The sequence below is a fragment of the Vibrio sp. Hal054 genome (genome assembly GCF_037162405.1).
In the GTDB taxonomy this organism is placed as follows: Bacteria; Pseudomonadota; Gammaproteobacteria; order Enterobacterales; family Vibrionaceae; genus Vibrio; species Vibrio diazotrophicus.
The window spans coordinates 2,333,096-2,352,058 of record NZ_JARLUT010000001.1 but is presented as its reverse complement, the minus strand read 5'-3'; the positions used below and the strand labels follow the sequence as shown (position 1 = coordinate 2,352,058).

General features: G+C 40.5%; 14 protein-coding genes and 1 pseudogene. 5 read left to right on the top strand and 10 right to left on the bottom strand.

Annotated elements, in window-relative coordinates:
- Nucleotides 1–125: 125 nt before the first annotated feature.
- The 5 genes from P4S58_RS10825 to istA all read right to left on the bottom strand — a co-directional run bounded on the left by P4S58_RS10825 (nt 126) and on the right by istA (nt 5,035).
- The gene (locus P4S58_RS10825; RefSeq protein ID WP_337163972.1) at nt 126–881 is read right to left on the bottom strand and encodes a hypothetical protein; all 756 of its coding nucleotides are present in this window, start codon (nt 879–881) and stop codon (nt 126–128) included.
- Nucleotides 882–883: 2 nt separating this feature from the next.
- A complete protein-coding gene (locus P4S58_RS10820; protein ID WP_337163971.1) occupies nt 884–1,276 on the bottom strand; it encodes a hypothetical protein in 393 nt (130 codons plus the stop codon).
- Nucleotide 1,277: 1 nt separating this feature from the next.
- Nucleotides 1,278–2,084, bottom strand: coding sequence for a ParA family protein (locus P4S58_RS10815; RefSeq protein ID WP_337163970.1), 807 nt, complete (start codon nt 2,082–2,084; stop codon nt 1,278–1,280).
- Nucleotides 2,085–2,751: 667 nt separating this feature from the next.
- Nucleotides 2,752–3,492 (bottom strand): IS21-like element ISVch3 family helper ATPase IstB, encoded by a 741-nt coding sequence (gene istB, locus P4S58_RS10810; RefSeq protein WP_337162940.1) that lies wholly within the window; start codon nt 3,490–3,492, stop codon nt 2,752–2,754.
- A gap of 10 nt (nt 3,493–3,502) precedes the next feature.
- The gene (gene istA / locus P4S58_RS10805) at nt 3,503–5,035 is read right to left on the bottom strand and encodes an IS21 family transposase (protein ID WP_337162938.1); all 1,533 of its coding nucleotides are present in this window, start codon (nt 5,033–5,035) and stop codon (nt 3,503–3,505) included.
- 613 nt (nt 5,036–5,648) lie between these two features.
- On the opposite strand from istA, the pseudogene P4S58_RS10800 reads away from it, so the two are divergent.
- Both P4S58_RS10800 and P4S58_RS10795 read left to right on the top strand, forming a co-directional pair.
- Nucleotides 5,649–6,154 (top strand): annotated as a pseudogene (locus P4S58_RS10800) (Fe3+-citrate ABC transporter substrate-binding protein).
- 56 nt (nt 6,155–6,210) lie between these two features.
- A complete protein-coding gene (locus P4S58_RS10795) occupies nt 6,211–7,143 on the top strand; it encodes a hypothetical protein (protein WP_337163969.1) in 933 nt (310 codons plus the stop codon).
- A 167-nt stretch (nt 7,144–7,310) separates the two neighbouring features.
- On the opposite strand, the gene P4S58_RS10790 is transcribed toward P4S58_RS10795, so the two are convergent.
- Nucleotides 7,311–7,559 (bottom strand): hypothetical protein, encoded by a 249-nt coding sequence (locus tag P4S58_RS10790; protein WP_337163968.1) that lies wholly within the window; start codon nt 7,557–7,559, stop codon nt 7,311–7,313.
- A 204-nt stretch (nt 7,560–7,763) separates the two neighbouring features.
- Between P4S58_RS10790 and P4S58_RS10785 the strand changes: the two genes are divergently transcribed.
- The 3 genes from P4S58_RS10785 (at nt 7,764) to P4S58_RS10775 (ending at nt 10,213) form a co-directional block, all read left to right on the top strand.
- On the top strand, nt 7,764–7,967 hold the full coding sequence (locus tag P4S58_RS10785; protein ID WP_337163967.1) for a hypothetical protein: 204 nt from the start codon (nt 7,764–7,766) through the stop codon (nt 7,965–7,967).
- Between the two features lie 1,509 nt (nt 7,968–9,476).
- Nucleotides 9,477–9,821, top strand: coding sequence for a hypothetical protein (locus P4S58_RS10780; RefSeq protein WP_337163966.1), 345 nt, complete (start codon nt 9,477–9,479; stop codon nt 9,819–9,821).
- Nucleotides 9,818–10,213, top strand: coding sequence for a hypothetical protein (locus tag P4S58_RS10775; protein ID WP_337163965.1), 396 nt, complete (start codon nt 9,818–9,820; stop codon nt 10,211–10,213). The genes P4S58_RS10780 and P4S58_RS10775 overlap by 4 nt, the downstream gene beginning before the upstream one ends.
- A gap of 175 nt (nt 10,214–10,388) precedes the next feature.
- On the opposite strand, the gene P4S58_RS10770 is transcribed toward P4S58_RS10775, so the two are convergent.
- From P4S58_RS10770 to P4S58_RS10755, 4 genes are all read right to left on the bottom strand, one after another.
- Nucleotides 10,389–11,309 (bottom strand): bacteriophage abortive infection AbiH family protein, encoded by a 921-nt coding sequence (locus P4S58_RS10770; RefSeq protein ID WP_337163964.1) that lies wholly within the window; start codon nt 11,307–11,309, stop codon nt 10,389–10,391.
- A gap of 361 nt (nt 11,310–11,670) precedes the next feature.
- Entirely contained in the window at nt 11,671–12,339 is a 669-nt protein-coding gene (locus P4S58_RS10765; protein ID WP_112404500.1) for a hypothetical protein, read from the bottom strand.
- Between the two features lie 298 nt (nt 12,340–12,637).
- Nucleotides 12,638–16,903, bottom strand: coding sequence for a hypothetical protein (locus tag P4S58_RS10760; protein WP_337163963.1), 4,266 nt, complete (start codon nt 16,901–16,903; stop codon nt 12,638–12,640).
- A gap of 322 nt (nt 16,904–17,225) precedes the next feature.
- Entirely contained in the window at nt 17,226–18,212 is a 987-nt protein-coding gene (locus P4S58_RS10755; RefSeq protein ID WP_337163962.1) for a DUF4917 family protein, read from the bottom strand.
- Between the last annotated feature and the right edge of the window lie 751 nt (nt 18,213–18,963).

Genomic DNA, 18,963 nt, shown 5'->3' with positions numbered 1-18,963 from the left:
ACTTTGACTGCAAACGTGAACCTTAATCTAGTTAGTCGGTCCTCCTTTAGCATATCAAGGAGTATAAGCCGGATCCATTGCGAGTGGGTTCGGCTTTCTTATAAGGTGTATATGTCTCAGGTAGCTTAAGGTGTGGGTTTAATCAGGTTAATCTTAAGCTCACTCTTTATTAAAGGAAACTTGCTCTGATTAATTGCTACACTAATTGCTTTGCGTAAATTGCTATTGGCAGCACCGACTAACTCATCTTGAAAAAAACAAAGCAATATTAGATTTAAGGAGTTAAGTACTGATATTTCGCGCGTCCTCCAACTACCAAAGTCACTCGGAGAAGCAACATTAAGGCCCTCAATCTGACCTGTTTTAGTCATTCTGAATAGCTTTGAAGAACCATGCACTGCTTTTGATAAAGTCGCGTATTCAGCTTTTAGTGTTTCAATACCATTGATAGTCGAATTCGTAGAGTTAAACTTTGGGTGTTTTAACAAGTAGTTTACCGTCTCAGTGAAACCTAACTTGTGCTTCCCTTCTGTCCACAACTCTAATTCAACTGGGTGCTGAATGTAATAAAGTCCAAAGACGGTATTCTCTATACAGCTTCGAAGAGACATCAAGGCAACTCGCCAAGAACCTTGTCTCGCTAGAGAATGAGACATTAGCGCGTCATTTTGGGCTTCAATGAAAAATGACAGTGATTCATCACAAGTTACTTTTTCCAAAATCTCGCTCATCCAAGCTTGATAGGAAACCAAACGTCGATAACTTAGCTTAAATTGCTCTTTATCCGAATTATTATTTTGAATAACATTGTCGATATTAACTTGAACTTCATTGAAAAAAACTTCGAAGTTAACATCAACCTCTTTGATAAATGAGTCCATATCTAAGTCAACAATATGCTAAGAGCATCAGCTAGCTCTGAAGAAGAATTCGATACTTTTTTAGTTTTCTTCCCAGATAATTGTTCGCGAGCCTCTTTATTCTTGGAAAGGTAGTTTAATAGTTTCCCAATAATATCTCTGGTTGCATCACGAGGGCGAATCTCTAAAGGAATATTATATTCCTCGATTAAGGCTAGCCACTGAGATTTCTGTACATTATTCAATCCAACGAGCATGCTTAAAGCGCGAGGAATATCATTCTGCTCAACTTTCGGCTCAATATGAGATACGCTCCCGAAATTGTTTATGTCTAATTGGTCTAGTTCTACATTTGGTCCGTTCTTAAGGACCTTAGCCATAAGTGTTAATTGTTTTGCAAAATCGTGACTCTTCATACTAACCTTCTATGCGTTCTAGGAGTTCTTCACACACAGCTAAAAACTCTTCTTTTGCCGCACTATCATTTAATGAGAAAATCGGCTTATTAGATTGTGCTGCCATACTAACAGATGTTCTTTCTTTTATTACATTATCGAGAATTGCGTCTCCAAATTGAGCTCTCAAAGTAGCATCTGTTTCTTCTCTATGTGTAGCGGGACGACCAACTCGTGAAATAACAACGCCTGCTTGCTTTAAACTATGGTCGAGATCTTCGCCAAACTCTTCAACACGTTTAACTAATAGACTAACACCAATAGCAGACAGAAAGTCTAATGTCACAGGAACAACATAGTGAGTACTGAATGCTAGTGCATTTTGAGTAGGAATTGTAAGGTTAGGAGGACAGTCACAGATCACAATGTCATAGTTTTCAAGTACGTCTTTTAACGCGTTTTTCAATTTCGTTTCACGAAAGCGTGCAGAAGCTAGGTCTAAATCTACCGTAAAAAGGTCTATGTGAGAAGGTATTAAATCTACATTATTGAAGACGTTCTTTACTATCACTTGTTCCGCGGTTTTACTTTGGCCTTGAGCGCTAGTGTGCCTTTTAGCTCCTAGCAAATCAGCAACGGTGCCCTGGACTTTAACTTCATCATTCCACTTCTTAACACCAATCGTAGAAAACGTAGCATTGGTTTGAGGATCTAAATCAACTAGTAAGGTTTTTTTACCTTGAATACCGCAATAGGCGGAAAAATTTACAGCTAAGGCTGTTTTGCCTACACCACCTTTTAGATTGATACACGATACAACCTTTGTCATATAAGCTCCCCTTTATAATATTAACCAACTGATTTTTTGTAGGTTAGTTTATCATGACTTTAACTTCTCATATAAAACATAGTTAAATCGTAAGCATTAAATTATGATCAAAGGCATTGTTACCAGAGTTAAAATTACATCAGGTGTTGATAGTTAGTCGAGTTTACCCCCGTGATACACGGGGATTCACAACGGACACCATTAGATGAATAGATAACTTTTAATAGGGGAAAAGGCCCATGAACAGGATGTGAATGAGTAAAAGGTCTTCATTGGATAAGTAGTACAAAGTACTGCTGGGAATACTTTTACGAAGTCATAGAACTCGTAATGCTTAGCCCTTATCGACCGCTGCACTTCTTTATCTTCCTGGTTGATAGGTATTCTCGGAAACTTATAACCAATGATGTTTCCAGTGTTGTGTATACCTATTCGCAAACCTGTCCCAACAGCTGTCCTTTCACGTCCAGCACTCAGCAGCCAAGGACAATTACTATTACAGCTCCTATTCTCTATCCACAATGAACGATTATTAGGACTTTGGATTTGATAATACCGCGCTAAACAAGTGTTGAATTGTTTACTAATTGCGTATTTCGGTGATTGCGATCGCTCGTTTCGGTTTATTCCGAACACTTGATCCTGCCGTTTTTCTCTCTTCTTATTTTTACTCTAAGTGATCGGATTGTGCCAGTTTTCTCATTGACTCACCTCCCAGTTCTATTCGATGACTATTGTGTACCAGCCGATCCATTAGCGCGTCCGCGACGGTGGCGTTGCCGATCATGTTGTACCACTCCTTTACTGGTAACTGACTGATGACGATTGTACTGCTGTTTTGATAGCGATCTTCAAGCACTTCTAATAAGTGACCCGCATGCTCTTGAGTCAGTTTTTCCATCCCCCAGTCGTCGAGGATCAGTAAGACTTTCTTAGCCAACGATTGAAGTTGCTTTTGATAGCTACCATCTAAACGTCCTGCGGTCAGGTCATCAAGCAAGCGAGTTAATCGATAGTACCTAACCGTTTGTTGTTGGTCGCAGGCACTGGTGGCCAGTGCGCAGCCAAGATACGTTTTGCCTGCGCCCGTTGGGCCTGTGACCAAGATGTTCTGGTGTTTGTGCAGATAACTACCCGTCAGAAGTTCGCTCATCTGTTTGCGATTGAGGTTTCGCCCCTCCTTGTAGATGAGTTGGCTCGGTTGAGCATCCACTCTCAACTTCGCTTGTCGTTTTAAGCGTTGGATTTTGGTCTGATTGCGATTCAAGATCTCGCTTTCCAGAAGTAGGCTTAACCGTTCCTCGAAGTTCAACTCTGCGTAAGTGGTCAGTTGTTCTTGTTGCTGCTCTAACGCTTTCGCCGCATGGCTCAAGCGAAGGGTTTTAAGTTGGTCATTCAGTGCGTTCATATCCTTTCTCCTAGTGATAACAGTTCGGGCCACGAACATTGCTGTGAACAAGGTTCGGCGTACTCGCTTTATCTTTACTCAGTTGCCCTTCACGATTGTTCTTGAGTAAATTGTTGATGAAGGTGTAGTTGGGTTTTGTCAGCATCAGTGCGTCTTTACAGGCTTGCTCTAAGCGCGACCCGCCATAGGATTTGCTTAGACTGAGTAGTCCCAGACAAGCACGATATGCCTGCTCTGGATGAGGTTTTGAGTTCAGCATCTTATTGACGACTTCTCGTGTGGCTGGGCCGATATTGGCTCCCCAGTTGAGTAAGCGTCCAGGCGACCACTTCTGATGTTGATGGTTGCTTGGCATGTGCTCTGGTTGGGTGCTGTTTCCGCGCTCTCTTTGGCTACGTGGGTGCTGGGAGACCAAGTTACCTTGATGGTAGATCTGCACCAGACGATTAGAGGCTTCTAGTTCGACATGATGACCAACAAGTTGATGAGGAACCGAGTAGTAATGACGACGATATTCGATGTGATAGTCAGGGCCAACTTTGGCTCGTTTAGTTTCGGTATATAGGTAACGCTGCTTAGGTAATGGCTTTAATGCAGGCTTATCGAGTTTGTCGAACAGAGCTTTACGACTCGCGCCATACTGTTTCATCTCACGGTCGTTTAAGTCATTCATAAGCTCGCGGATGGCGAGGTTCAGTTCTTTGAAGGTATAGAAGGTTTGGTGCCTCAGCCGCATCATGATCCAGCGCTCGACGAGGAGCACGGCATTCTCTGCCTTGGCTTTATCTTTCGGTTTGTAAGGGCGAGCTGGCATCACTGCGGTTTGATAGTGATTCGCCAGCTTTTGATAGCTGTCGTTAAGCCTTGGCTCATAACGGTTAGCTTTGGTAACTGCGCTACGTAGATTATCGGGGACCAAGAGTTGTGGTACACCACCAAAGTGCTCGAAGGCATTAGCATGCGCCTCTAGCCAGTAGGACTTCCCTTGACTAGGGAAGGCTTCAACGTAGGTGTAATTCGATGCACCTAAAGTCGCCACGAACACTTCCGCTTCGCGCACTTCTCCTGTGTCAGGGTTGACCACCTGAAGCCGAGGCCCACAGTAGTCGATAAATAGCTTATCACCTGCCACATGAAGTTGGCGCATGCTGCGCTTTTGGGTTTTGAACCAACGAGTGAAGTGTTCGCAAAACTGAGTGTAAGCGTAAGCTTGTTCTTGATATTGCTCATGATATTCCTGCCAGAGCAGCATCTTCGTCATGCCTTTACGTCTAAGTTCGACAGCGTATAGAGTGAAGTCTGGCATGACTTTATCCCGACTGGCTTTCTTACCGTGATACAGTGCTTGAGTGAGTTCTGTGTCGCTGCAACTTTCGAGTAGAGGCCAGCCAAGTTGGCTTTGTTTAAAGCGAGTAAGGAGTTCCGATATGGTGGATGGGCCGAGTTTCAGGCACGAAGCAATATCGCGATTTGAGAGACCGCAGTCGTACTTTAGGCGTAATACCTCTTTGATTTTGTTCATTGGAGTTCTCTTTTTGGCCATGGTCACTTCCTTACCTTCTAATTTAAGAAGTAAAGGATAGCGAGCTATTGATTTAAAAGAGAAAAAGGAAGGGATTCGGGCATTCCGAACGCAGTTTTCGCTATTCCGATCACCGATTTCGGAGTTAGGCTAAAAGTGGTCGGATAATCGCGGAATCAGTGATCGGTTTAAACCGAAATGGGTGATCGGATAACCCCGAAATGACTGATCGGAATGCTCCGAAATATGCACTAATAATAGTTCGATGCCATAAGCACCATCGAAGCCAATCTGTATTCAGCAATACGGTATGAACGCCATAGTAATATTTAGTAGTTTACGCATGATAACTTGAAATGGAGAAAGTAGTTCAAAGTACGCCGCCTGAAAAATCATAATTAATACTGAGCCAAGTAACGACAACTTCGTTCACAAGTTCTAAGCCTGAACATTGAATTGCATGGGTAAACTACAAGTACAACTTTCAGGTTCGTTGTGAATGCGTGGCTTCTAAAAATTCTCTGAAAAATTACCGACGGTATTGACTTACAAGGTTCGCCTGTACAATTCCACCATAAAACCTCTGTGTTTGAATTTTGAACAATTGATATATCGCTTGGTGATTAAACGAAACATGAGTAAAAGCAACTTAAAAACAAATACGGGTCATCGATTCATAAGTCGTGGTCCCACTGTATTCAAAGTACACATTCATACACCCGACGACCAAGTATTGCATCGTAGCGTTGGATTTCTAAAAGTGGGCGAAAAAAAGGGTTGAAAAAGGCTATCAAGCTTAGAAATGAGCTGGGTTCACAATTGTGGGGTAAGCACTGGAAGCGCATCTTGCATGAGCCTGAGATATTCACTCGCTTACCTCATTCGCTCGAGCCGAAAATCATAAATAAGCCAAGGCCAACAGTCAGCGATCCTGGCAATGTAGATAGTTGCTACCTTGCAGCTTGGAGAGAATACGACAATAAAGGTAACACAACATACAAGAGCGTTGTATGTTCCATCAACAAACACGGTAAACTCGCAGCTTACAACAGAACGAAACGAGCTTTGCTTGCTGCTTACAAGGACTACATAGAAATTTCAATTTTTATGGGTCGAGTAAACACGCTTAGGTTTGATTAATGTTACAAGATTAGTCGAAAATAGATCAGGATTTATTAGGGGGATTAAAGAGTGCTATGCTGACAAGGCAACATGATATTTGGCGGTATAAGGAAGAAGCCTTCACAATCAACAACCCTCTTCTCGCCTCTATGATAGGAATAGTTGGTAGTTTTTGGCTGGATGAAAATGGGTTTGATTATGAATCTAAAGAAGGCAATCTATTTCATGTAAGAGGTTTCAACGCCAGCAAAGATTGCGGTTACGTTATTTTAAGTTATTTTGCTCAAAAGCTTTTTAATATTGAACGCCTACCATTTTGTACAGATAGAGTCGTAAATAAGAGTATTTTTTACGGTTTGGATAATACTAGGCCACTTGTAAAGGCACTCCAATTACTGTCCAACGAACAAATAGCAGACATACTCAGAGAGTGTGAAGCGTTGTATGAACATACACAACTCAAGCTTAGGGAACAGGGGTTAAATAAGGTTAGACTCGTTAGAAATATTTCAATTGAGTCCGAGAATAATGATTGGGACCATAGATATCAAGATACACTTTTTCGTTATATTGAAGCGGCTAAGTTTCTTGGTTTGGCTGAAGTTCAAATAGAAATGGATACGCTCAATTCGTTCACTAATTCAGATGGAGAATACCGCTATTTATCTGACATTGTGCTTTCACTGGATGTAGATGCCAGAGACGTCTTTTATTGCTCAGCTCTTATTGATAGCCCTCACCAAAATAATATAGTTGAAAGTAATGAATGGGTAGTCGTTAACCGGGCTTGCAACGGATTAGTTACTATCCCATTGGAGAGCATAGAGATAATGGAACGTAACTTTAAACGCGATACTAAGCTTGATGAAACAGGGGCGCGCGCGATAGTTGAAAGGTATACGCCTTTATCATTGCGTCACGGTTTCCTTAAGGAAGCTAATTATGGGAATTTTGGTCTAAAACCTACGTTAAAAAGACGCTTCGCAAAGTGGTTATACTATCTCTGACAACAATCAGAATATGAATACTAAAGCTGATAGTTTGAAAATAAGAAAGCCCCATTCAAGGCTTTCTATTCCATTCTTCGATTAAAATGAGAAGGATATTGTTTCTCCCAGCCCATCAACGATGAATGCACAGTGAACATCTAAATCACGATAAGCTTCATGTTGGTCTACAATTTCGCGCATTTTGGTTCGAATGATCTCTTCAGCTTTCTCTCTTTTTCTTTAGGAGTATTGCCGGTTATTTCGAGAATTCCAGTTATTGTGGTTTCTATGTCGCTGATAGTGCTCCACCCATAGTAATTTCTAATGTCATGCCTAACCTTATCGGCATTTGCTTCCGCTTGTTTTTGCTCAGCTGGCGTATCTTGTTCTCTAGTCTTTACAGAGTAGGTACATAAAAAATGTTGCTTGGCCATGTTGTCCCTTACTTAAAAACACTAGCAGGAATTTGCAGTGTTAAAGCATACATGCGGGGTAGTTTTATGATTTTCAAGGCTTTAAATCTTTAGAGCCTACTAAAGCAAAAATCCTACGATTAGCTGCGTTAAATTTACCCACGGACCACGATCCAACAGAAAAGCGATTGGTATTTCAAATCGAATAGAGACGCAGAGTTGGGAATGGCTTCATTATTGTTGGCAAAAGCCGGAGATTTTGAATTCTTAAATGGGGTGAAGAGACTAAATCAACGCTTAGAAAGTGAGAACTCAAAGCTTAGACAGAAAGTAGAAGCATTTGAGTCCACCAGAAGACATGAAGAAATAATTCGTGGTTTGGATGAGTTAGGCAAAACACTGAAACCTATCCCAAGGGCTTTAAATTGATTTTTGCTACGAACGTGAAAGGACTTCTAAATGAAACGTTTCTAAATTAATTAGTCTAAATGTATCGTACGGCCCACGACTTGTAGATACTGCTAGATTAGACAATCTAAGGCATTTCTGTCTTAGCGCACCTGAGACGACAATCTTCGATAAAACGGAATGGGGCTGTTTTGAGTTTATTACGCAACTTACGTTTCACAAAATGCGTTTCGCAAGCAACGTAATAACAGTGAAAGACGCTTTGGGGCATTACATGCTAATCTGAAGCAAACATGTAGATGGATAGAAATAAGCCTCGTATTCGCGAGGCTCAATGGGGTAGGGGTCGATTGAATAATGTTGTCAGAAGTGCTTATAGCCTCTAACAGATATAGATATAAGCCATACCATAGTGCTGAAGACTGAATCTATGTTTTAATTATCTGCTCATCGATTATTAATCTAAATCCAATACTATTGATCCTAAGTTTTTTTAAAATGACACGGATTACAATGATAGTAGTTATACAAAGACAGGGTACTGTCAATTTTTTCTTTAAAATCAAAGAATTAAATTCAGTCATCGATTTGTAATATATGATTCGGCTAGTTATGAACCAGGCACTAATACCAATTTGAATTTTAGTTTTGAGTAGATCATAAATAGTCATTCGCAATGACGTACTCTGGGATAAGAGACTTTCTATATTTGCAAATTGTTTAACACTATGAAATTTATGATTTTATTATCAATAATGGCAGCTGTGGAATCTATCACATCAATGTTATCTAATGTCGGATCATATAAAATTCTATTTTAAAGTAAGGAAACAACATGCCCATATATCAATGTGGGGTAATGTAGGATCAAATGGATTAGGTTTATGCAGATGGGACATCATTCGAGAAAAGAAGTATAAGAATTTGATTTAACAAGCCTAATAGATATTTTGTCTAAGAAGTGCTCTCTGTTTTGCTTAAATATATTATGTGAAGCTAAACTGCGACATTGAGCCAGTAAAACGTTAGTGAATACGAAGTTACGGGCGACTAAACAGATTACATGGTTAAAAATACCCCTTTTATGTTTTTGTTGGCCCAGCACAGCGTCCATATGCAGACTTGGGCGCTTTAACTTTAAGATGTTTACCAAATGATGATCTGGTATTTCTTGAATGAGCTCGCATACGTTTGATAGCACCTTCAACATCTATATCTTCGCTATCTCTTCTGTTTTTATCTAGAGTCAAAATAATCCCCCTTTAGATGTTATGACTATCAGTTATATTTGCTCCCAAGTAAATTTTAGTATAGCAAAACCAGTTCGTCCCAACCTGCTTCGTTATGCTCGCTCACCGCTGCACAGTCTATTCAGCTACCATATGCCTTAAAGGTCATACAAAAATAACCATTTTATTCAGTCTGTTATTTTTAAAAAAGCAATCAAATGTGATTAAGTTCCTTGATTCGTTATGATAGAGATTTAGTATTAACGTATGTGAAATTAGATTTATAACGTATAGGCATGTTTTGAAAAAAAATACTTATAAACCAGCAATCGTCATTAGTGATGATGTGGCTAAAGAAAGAGTTAAGCTCCAACGAAAGTTCGGTTTTGATGAAGTAATATGCGTCAAAGCGGTTGGTGTTAATCGAGGGCACCCAATCGTTCTTGTAACTGGTGTTGACTCTTGCAGAACAATCACTGTAGAGGTATCCAAGACACTTGGCTTAAAACGAAAAAGGTTTAGAGGTGTATCAAGCAAGCGTCTGATAGGTCATATCACCATAGAAGACATAGTCAACGGTTCAATAGTTTACAAGAAAGGTACCCGAAGCGGTGGGCCAAAAGAGAAATTAGGTAAACTTATATGAATCTAGACTTTGTTAGGAATGAATCTCAAGAATACAGCAAACTTACCAGCACCAATGCAAGAAATTACGCGCTAGCTGGTATTGCTGTTGTTTGGATACTAGCTAGCAAAAATGCTGCTGATGCACTGAACTATTTTGCTTTATGGTGTTTTGGTTTTGCATTGTTTATGGATTTAATGCAATACAGTCTGGGAGCTGTGATGTGGGCTAGCTATGATGCGTATAAACAGCACAAATTAAAACAACAGTTCTGTGGTGATGCAGAGAAAATTGAAGCTGAGGACTTTGAAGCCCCTTTCTGGTTTAACTGGCCGACTATGTTCTGTTTTGTGTTGAAACCTATCGCTGTACTTGTTGGCTACGTGCATTTACTACTTAGTATGATTCCATAAAAGAAGGCGCTTACATTAATACCTCAAGGCTACTTTTCAAGTGGCCTTGTTTATTAGTGTATGAGTATAATTCATTCTTATTTTTACCCTTGCTTTCAATAGCTATATAACGGCGAACACACAACGGGGCATATCCGTCACGTTAAATAGTTTGAGAAAAATTGATAGCTTCAAATTATTTAGTCAACAGGGACATCTCTATCAATTTCATCCTGTTTTCGTCATCAACAATCTCCTCAAGTCGACTACGTATTTCTTCTTCTTCGGAACTTGGATAGTAAGACGCCCACCATTCACAGTTCGGCCCAACTATTTTGTTTACATAGTCAAAGTAAGGTTTATCGATTTCTGCTATAGAATGACCCAGGATTACCACTCTCTCAATATCTACTAAAGACTGTAGGAAAATGCTAGATGCTTGGATACAAGCAGCAGTGTCCTTGTGATTTTTTTTAAAGTATCCATGAGCCTCACTAACTGCGTGTTCATAATCAGGTGAGTAAGAATCAGAAAAGGCCTCAATCTCTTCTTCTGAGAGAGTTGATATGTCAATTGAGGGCGGAGCTTTATATTCTGAAGCCTCCATACCATGGCCAACAACAATTGGGACGTCAGTGCTATTTAGTTTGCCATGAATGTAACAGATACGATCTGAAGATATGTTATAAATCCGCTCAAGGGTGTTCGTATAGTTGAAACATAGAAAGCGAGCACTAGTATCGATTGGCAATACTTTGTCGTCCTCAACTGCACTACTCTCAGCCAATGACAAATAGTTGTTTAAGTCCTTTTTAAGCCCCACTGTAAGCGCGCCAATAGCATTTTCGACTTCATAGATAAACTGATTTTCATGAGGGTCATCATCATAATATTGACTAGCATATTCAATGAGTGCATCGACATCAAAATTGGCAAGATTTGTCTCTAACTGTTGCCAGTGCTCATCTAATGTCTGGTTAGCGGACATCATAAAAACACCATTTTCATATAATCGGTGGAATTCACTATGTTTGGAATAGTCTCGGAAGCCTGTTAATGATGTCGGCAAGCCATGGTGCAAATCAAATCCATTGCCAATGATATAGAGCTTATTCACGCTAGTACTATCCTGTCGTGTAGAGTCTAAGGAAGTTATTAATTGGTTAGAAAGTAGATCGTAAGTTACTTTGTCGCATTACGAAGATTTGGTCAATGTTCTGATATTAGAGATAATCGTGGAATACGCGCTAACTTGAAATGGGGCACAAATGAGTCAGCTCAGATCAAGCTGACTCGAAGATGGACATTTCCGAGTTAAAGTATTAACTCCAATTCGACAGTTTCAGATTAAATTTTCTATGGCTTAAAGCCAAATTAAGGTGTGGGCAACGCTATCACGAAACATAACCATACCACCGAAGGCACAAAACCCAACGATGGAATGAAAAATGCCAAGCGTTGGGAATTACTCTTAAATGCTAGATTGCTGAATTTAATTCTTTAATCGTCTTTCTCACTGCTTTTTCTAAGGCTTCTCTCAAAACTTGATTCGTCAGTTGATCTAATAGGGTCGAATGCATGACACCCATCCCTTCATTATTAGAAAATGCAGCACTATATATTTCCCGAGTGATTAATTCATCGCCCAATGAATCGATCATTGACATAGAAAAAGATACATTTCTCGAACATTCCAAAGTCCATGCACCATGGCAATTAACATCAAAATTAAGCAATTGGCCTGATATTAGGTAAGATACATCATTGTTTTTAGCTAAATTAGTAAGTAGCTCATGATCGTCACTCTTAGGAATTAAATCGATACTTTTTGTATTCACACCTAGAGATCTAAGCTCTTCTATGAAATTTTTACGCACATAATCTGCAACACGCACAAATTCTTTATCGTCATCCGTAATACCTACTGTTGCGGGCCCCATCCGCATGACGGCTGTTTCGGAGTAATTATCTTTAATAGATGCAATATTTCTATTATCTTGCCACTTCGTAATACCTACTGTTGCTAGGTTTTTACTTTGTTCAACGGGAAAGTCTTCTTGATGATAAGTAACTGGATACGAGGTTTGAACTGCACAGCCACTTAGAAGTGTAGAAGCCAAAATTACTGAGCCAACTATTTTTTTCACAGAAAAAGTCCTTTATACCTGAATTTTCAAAGGCATAAATTAAACAATCTCACTCCAAACATCAATCTGAATAGCCACCAGTATCGTAGCCACTTTTAACATTACCAAAAATAGGCCAATTTATGACAAAAGAAATGTGTCCTGATTCGGGGGCTAGAAAGGTTTGGGGCAAAGGTGTGTTTGCCACGATTAGCTTTAGCACACCTCTGGACAGAAGTGAGTTGGAGTTTTAGCTCCAACTCTGTCGATTTGCATAAAGAAAAGTAACTATAATTTGCTTGAGCGAAAGTGATTTCGTCTATTTATCAGAGAACAGTTCCCTCTTCGCCAAATCGATTACTATCACATCGATTGCATCTACGCCTGAATATTCATGTGAAATCTCCAACCAGTAACATTTAAGTGCAGCAGAGAGTTCATCCAATCCGACTCGACTCCCATTAATCAACCATTTTTTGGTCACGTTCTGTGAGGCCAGTAGAAAAACGCCACATCCGGCACTTTCTTCTCGAAGGTAATCTCCCGCCAACTGATTGCGTAGTCGCTCACAAAGATCGGAACCGCTCCACTTTTTATCTAGTAGTTTCAATTCGATAGGTACAGGTGAGTGGACATTGGTATTGTGAAGCCAGATATCCATACGTTGGCCATTTGCAAGTTCAGGCTCTTCTGCGATTGTATACTTGTTGTCACAACGCTGTCTTAACCAACCTGCGATTAACGTTCGCATCTCTGTTTCCCCCTCTGCACGCTGCCAAGTAAGCCAAGGACTATCATTACCTCGCTCTAACCAGTTCTTCAACTCATGCAGCCGATGGACAGCCAAATCAAAAAGCTGACGATGCGTTGTCGGATCAATACTTTGCGACTTGGCGAACTCTCTTACTTGCTGCTCAGACCAAGGTTCGAGATCACCGTCTTTTTCAGCATGCTTATACGCTTGCTTTGCCATCCAAGGGCGATAATCTGGATTAGGGTGATCATGGATTAGCTGCTTGATTGCTGTATAACTTTCTTTACCTGGTATTTCTGATAGAAGGTTAAACAGTCTATCACGTGCATCTTGTGCATCATCCCGTAGCTCTGGAGAGAACACTTTCCCACTCGTTCGGTCGATGTCATCTTCCACTTTAATGTAGTTATGCATCAGGGAATAAAGTGATTTCAAATGTTCTGCTGTACGGAAACAACCAATATTGGGGTTTCTATAACGCGAACGTCGCTCCCCCATCAATGCTGTGATAAAAATCTGCGCTGCACGCTTTGCTGTATAGTCATCTAGTTCTGATAACCATTGTTCAACTTCTAAGATGCCTTTCTCTGGGTAACAATCTACACGGAGTGCATACCACCAAGATATGTCATCTGGATTGCTCGTATTAGAAAGTTGCTTGATAGCCAGAGCTGACAGTTTCTCAGGTTCTATCTCTCCATTGACTAAAATTTTCAGACAGTACTCTCTGATAGAACTACGGTGACCAGGGTTAATGTCAATCCAGTTGAGAATAACAGAAGCTATATAGGGGTGTAGCCAAGGTGCATGATATGTTAAATTATGTAATACCCTAGTCGATTCTGTCTTTTCGAGCTCCCAAACCAACTCTTTAATAACCACTTCTTCAACCAATGGTGGAAAGGCTTTATGCATCAGTTCGAACCATGTGGGAAAACCGTTAAGTTCCCAAAAAATATAGCGTAATGCATGTCGAACGTTTTCTTCGCTTAGATTCATGGGGAAATGAACAGATTCAGCGGCATCAATCTCCAATCCAGCCATCGCAAAAATAAGAGAGTATGGTGTATTGTTTACTTCGCCCCCCTCTGAACGCAGTGGTGGTTTGTATTGCGACCAATGTTTGATAGCAGCTTTACGATACCCCTGAGCAACAGCCTCACCAAATTCAGGTATCAATGCCTGCCAACCAGTGTAACCCCAACGGCCAGTTCCCTCGCTAAGATCTTGTAGCTCCTCCATTAGCCAGTAGTGATCCCAAGAATATTCACCTGGCTCAAGGTTCGGAGAATTATAAATTCTTTCTGGGTTTGCTCGTAATTCTGCTATCCATTTTTCTCTCTCTAGCTTTTCTTGCTCTTTTTTCTCAGTAAGTTTACGCTGACGCTCGGCTTCTTTTTCTTCAAATCTTTGCATCTCTTTTGATACAGGCGGTTTGAGCAATGTGTTCAAACACTCTCGTAAAACATGTTCATCAGCCACAGCAACTCTTAATATAGCGAGAATGCTTTCTGATCTGTCAGTTTGCAAGTAGACTCGAAAGGCGGTACTGAGCGCAACCAGCCTATCATCTTCCAAAGAACAGGTGTGCATGTAATTGAGAAGTCTTGGGAGACTAGCTGTATCAAAATGCCAAAAATGACCAAGCCATGAAACAGCCCAATCATCCGTTACCTTTTTGTCTGAATTTGAAATCTCAATATTTCGAGCATGTTGGATACTGTTCCAATAGAGCGAATCATTAAGCTCGGGCCAACTAGGCACAAGCGTCTTCAATTCGTCCTTATGCTCCGTGCAATCATCCCCTCGCCAAAAACGTAGAGCTGGAACTTTCAACAAAATAGATTGAGATATATTCCCGAGAGCTGCATTGTGGCGTGCTTTAATCAATCTTTCTATCGCATGCATAGCGATATCTAGCAACCATGCATACTCTTCTGAAACGTGGCATTCCCTGCGTTCAACAAATGGCCGTCTTTCTAGATAAGAGTCTAAGCCCTCAACTAGTTTAGGGATCGATTCTAGGCACATTTGCTCTACAAAAGAGTGAAGCGCACCACGCAGAGCACTGTTTTTAAACCGTTCATAAGACGGTAATTTACCCAGCGATATTAGCAACTGCTCAATACTATGACTGTTGGTGTCAGCTTCCTCTACCAACTCTAAAAGCAATTCTCTTGGAATCTGAGCATCATTTTCATTTAGTTTTAGCCATAGATTTTGTTTTTGCTCGAATGAACCACAAGTCATCACTGCACGTGTTGAAGCAATTCTTGCGTAGATATCTCGCGAACTATTTTCTGCAATGTGAACCAAAGAGGAAACACAGGAAGACATTTCACCTTGCCATACCAACCTGCCAAGGAAGAAGATTACATCGTCGTTATCGCCGTATCTTTCAATAAGCTGTAGTGTATTTTCAGAAAGGTCAGTGTTAGCAATCCTAGCAATAGCACTATTGTCTCGAGCTGAGTGGCCATCTTTATTCGAAGAAATTCGCTGGACAATATCTGCTAGAATATTCGCTCTTTCATGAAGTGGTAATTTTGATGGGTCGCCACCCTCAACGGCAATATCGGGGTTAATATTTAGTGCTTTGAGTCTAATTTCCGAATCAAACAAAATAAGCCATGGCAAAATCGGACGTAGCAGCGGAGTAATAATTTTCTCACCGTACTGCTCGCGGAAAAACAAAGTTTCGATTGAATAGCGACTATTACCGAGCTTCAATAGCCTATCAAACCACTCAGCCGCAAGTAGTTCGCGCACATCTCTGTGTCTAAAGCGTACAGCTCCGTATATAACGTCATTAAAGATTCCACGTTCCAGCAACGCACTGACTTCACTTGGATCCCAATCGAAAAGGACGGTTTCTGCATTGATACCTGGTTTGACAGGTGCTGAATCGGGAACATTGATGCCAGCTTGGCCAGTAAGTACAACGGCCGCAGCCAATCGTTGTGCTCCTTCTCTTAACTTCTCTGCATTAATAGGCTGAAGCTGGGCACGATCAACGTTATGCTCATCACTAAGCCGTTTAATGATGTTATAGCGAAGAAGATCTAGGCGACCACCTAATTCACTTCCCTCTGTCCACTTTGCTAGAATACCGTCAAGATCAAATGGCCGTTCCGCTAGACTCCAAAGGTTGGTTCGCGCAATTTCATCGATTAAACGGTCAATATCTTTTGCTGAGCGAGTTACACAAAAGCGACGAATTCTCTCTTTATCCAAGTGACGCAGAGTATAAACTTTGAGTGAACTCTGCGTTTTGACTGCCTCATTTTCGTCGACTTTATCTACTTCCGATGAAGATGGAAGAAAGAGCCACTCATCCAGTAGCCTTCGATCTTCTTTAGGTCGCCAGCTATAAGGACGACTAGAAATATATATATGCGCTCTGTGCGCACCTTTCTTTATACCTTTCGCAAATTGACGAATAGCTTTTTCGAAGGCTCTCGGGCTTGCGAGCCTTGCTTCATCGACGGAGTCTAAGAAGAACCATGCCTCATTGGTAGAATTCAGCCATAACTCAAATTGGCTTTCCTCACCAACTTCGAAAGCTTCATAAAAATCTCTATCTATGTCTTCGATACGAATGAAAAAGGCTGGTTTCTCTTGGGCCTGAAGTATCCTTGCACGTTGTCGAAACTCCTCAGTCTTTCCTGCTCCTGCCTCAGCTAAAATAACACAACGAAACTCACAGTCTAAATCATCCCATGTATTAGGTTTACCATACCCCCAACTAAAAGAAATTTCGTCTTTTTCCGCATCTTCTTGAGTTTGGGGAACCGGTGAAAACTGCCTGTTTAATGGAATGTGCTTTTCCATATGTGTTCCTATCAAAGTGATTATTTACAGAGGGGGATGGACATTTTCGTATAAAAACAACCCGTAAACAGCCATTCTCAGCTCAAAAAATGATTAACAATCAAAGGAACCACAATACCAGAAGACCTGATTATTCGACATGGTTGAAAATAAACTGCATTCACATTTTAAGATTAGAATTACTCATGCTGTAAAACAGACACCGTAACTCACAATGGGGCATAAGCGAGATAGACCTACCTGTACGATCTGATTGTATAAAAATTTGGGAACTGAAAGCCTGAGTCCAAACCAACCCAGTTCATAGGCACTAGTTTATTTACTACTGCCAAATAGGTGCTGTTGCTGCATCATAGAATTCTATGTCTATACCACGGACAAGAAATCTATTTGCATTCGCCATTGCCTCTCGGTTCCATTCTTGATTTTCATCACCAAAGATACTGATGAAAACCTTGTTCACTCTGCTTCGATTAATCTGGTCGAATATATGGCGGTCATTCTCTGCTATTGAATGACCATGAATGTAGAGTGTACCTCGGAGGTCACCTAACGCTTGATAGCAAGCATTTAGATATGGGTTATGTTTAATTTTCTCGAGCTTCTTTTGATAAGTGGGCTCAGATACAAACAGGGGAAATTCGCCTGCATCTAGCCATCGTCTTACTTGATCAACGATCGCATCCCAATCCTCTTGGTCGTAGACTCGTTTATAAATACCATGGTCATTATTGTATAAATGGAGGCCACCATGCAGAAAGTGTAAGTTTTGAGTGCGCTGTTGCCATTCATTTCCATTAAAACCATCTTTCATACCACACCATCGGTCTGGTCTAAATGGAGGTAAATTCCACTTATTTACAGCCCAATACAAAAGCAGGTCGTAATTGAGAGAGAAAATATTAGAAAAGCAGGTAAGAAATCTTCTCGTTGAGGTGAATCTATCATCAGTAACCAAGCCAGGTCGATGAGGGTGAGTATTAGCTATCACCTCTATTAGCGAGTCTTTTAACTGTTCTTGGTCATCTTGAATCTGTTCGATGATGCCCCTGTTTACACCATAAGTTTCACAGACTTGCTCTGCTGATTGCAGCGCATGCATCACTTTTTCAAAATCAAAAGTATCGAAACGGTCAAACACTTCTCTCAGCTCACGGTCGCTATCTCTAAAGTTGGCTTCATCGAACAAGTTTTCATAGTTAAAGGTTCTGTTGTTCCATGCCCTAGAAAAACCATTCGCGAGTAGTATTGATGGCTGTTCCCCTGCTTCTAGCTGTTCTAGTGTGTCTTGAAAAGTTTGTAGTGGCACTGATGTATCTCTTTGTGTGTTTTATGCAACTCTATTCTGTTAAAACAATCCGGTCTACACAACTCAATCACACAAAAGACAAAAACGATCTGTAACGCTCTCTGACAGTGTTAAGCACTAACTAAGCTACAACGACTCATCTAACAGTTGATGTAGGTGTGTGTAATTCAGATAACTTTTTGTAGGGCAAGTACGTGTTAATAGGATATGTATGATTTTTTACACTAACCAACAATGGGGCAGTTTTGAGTTTATTACGCAACTTACGTTTCACAAAATGCGTTTCGCAAGCAACGTAATAACAGTGAAAGACGCTTTGGGGCATTACATGCTAGTCTGAAGCAAACATGTAGATGGATAGAAATAAGCCTCTTATTCGCTAGGCTCAATGGGGTCGGGGTCGATTGAATAATGTTGTCAGAAGTGCTTATAGCCTCTAACAGATATAGATATAAGCCATACCCTAGTGCTGAAGACTGAATCTATGTTTTAATTATCTGCTCATCGATTATTAATCTTAATCCAATGCTATTGATCCTAAGTTTTTTTAAAATGACACGGATTACAATGATAGTAGTTATACAAAGACAGGGTGCTGTCAACTTATTTTTTCTTTAAAATCAAAGAAATAAATTTAGTCATCGATTTGTAATACATGATTCGGCTAGTTATGAACCAGGCACTAATACCAATTTGAATTTTAGTTTTGAGTAGATCATAAATAGTCATTCGCAATGACGTACTCTGGGAT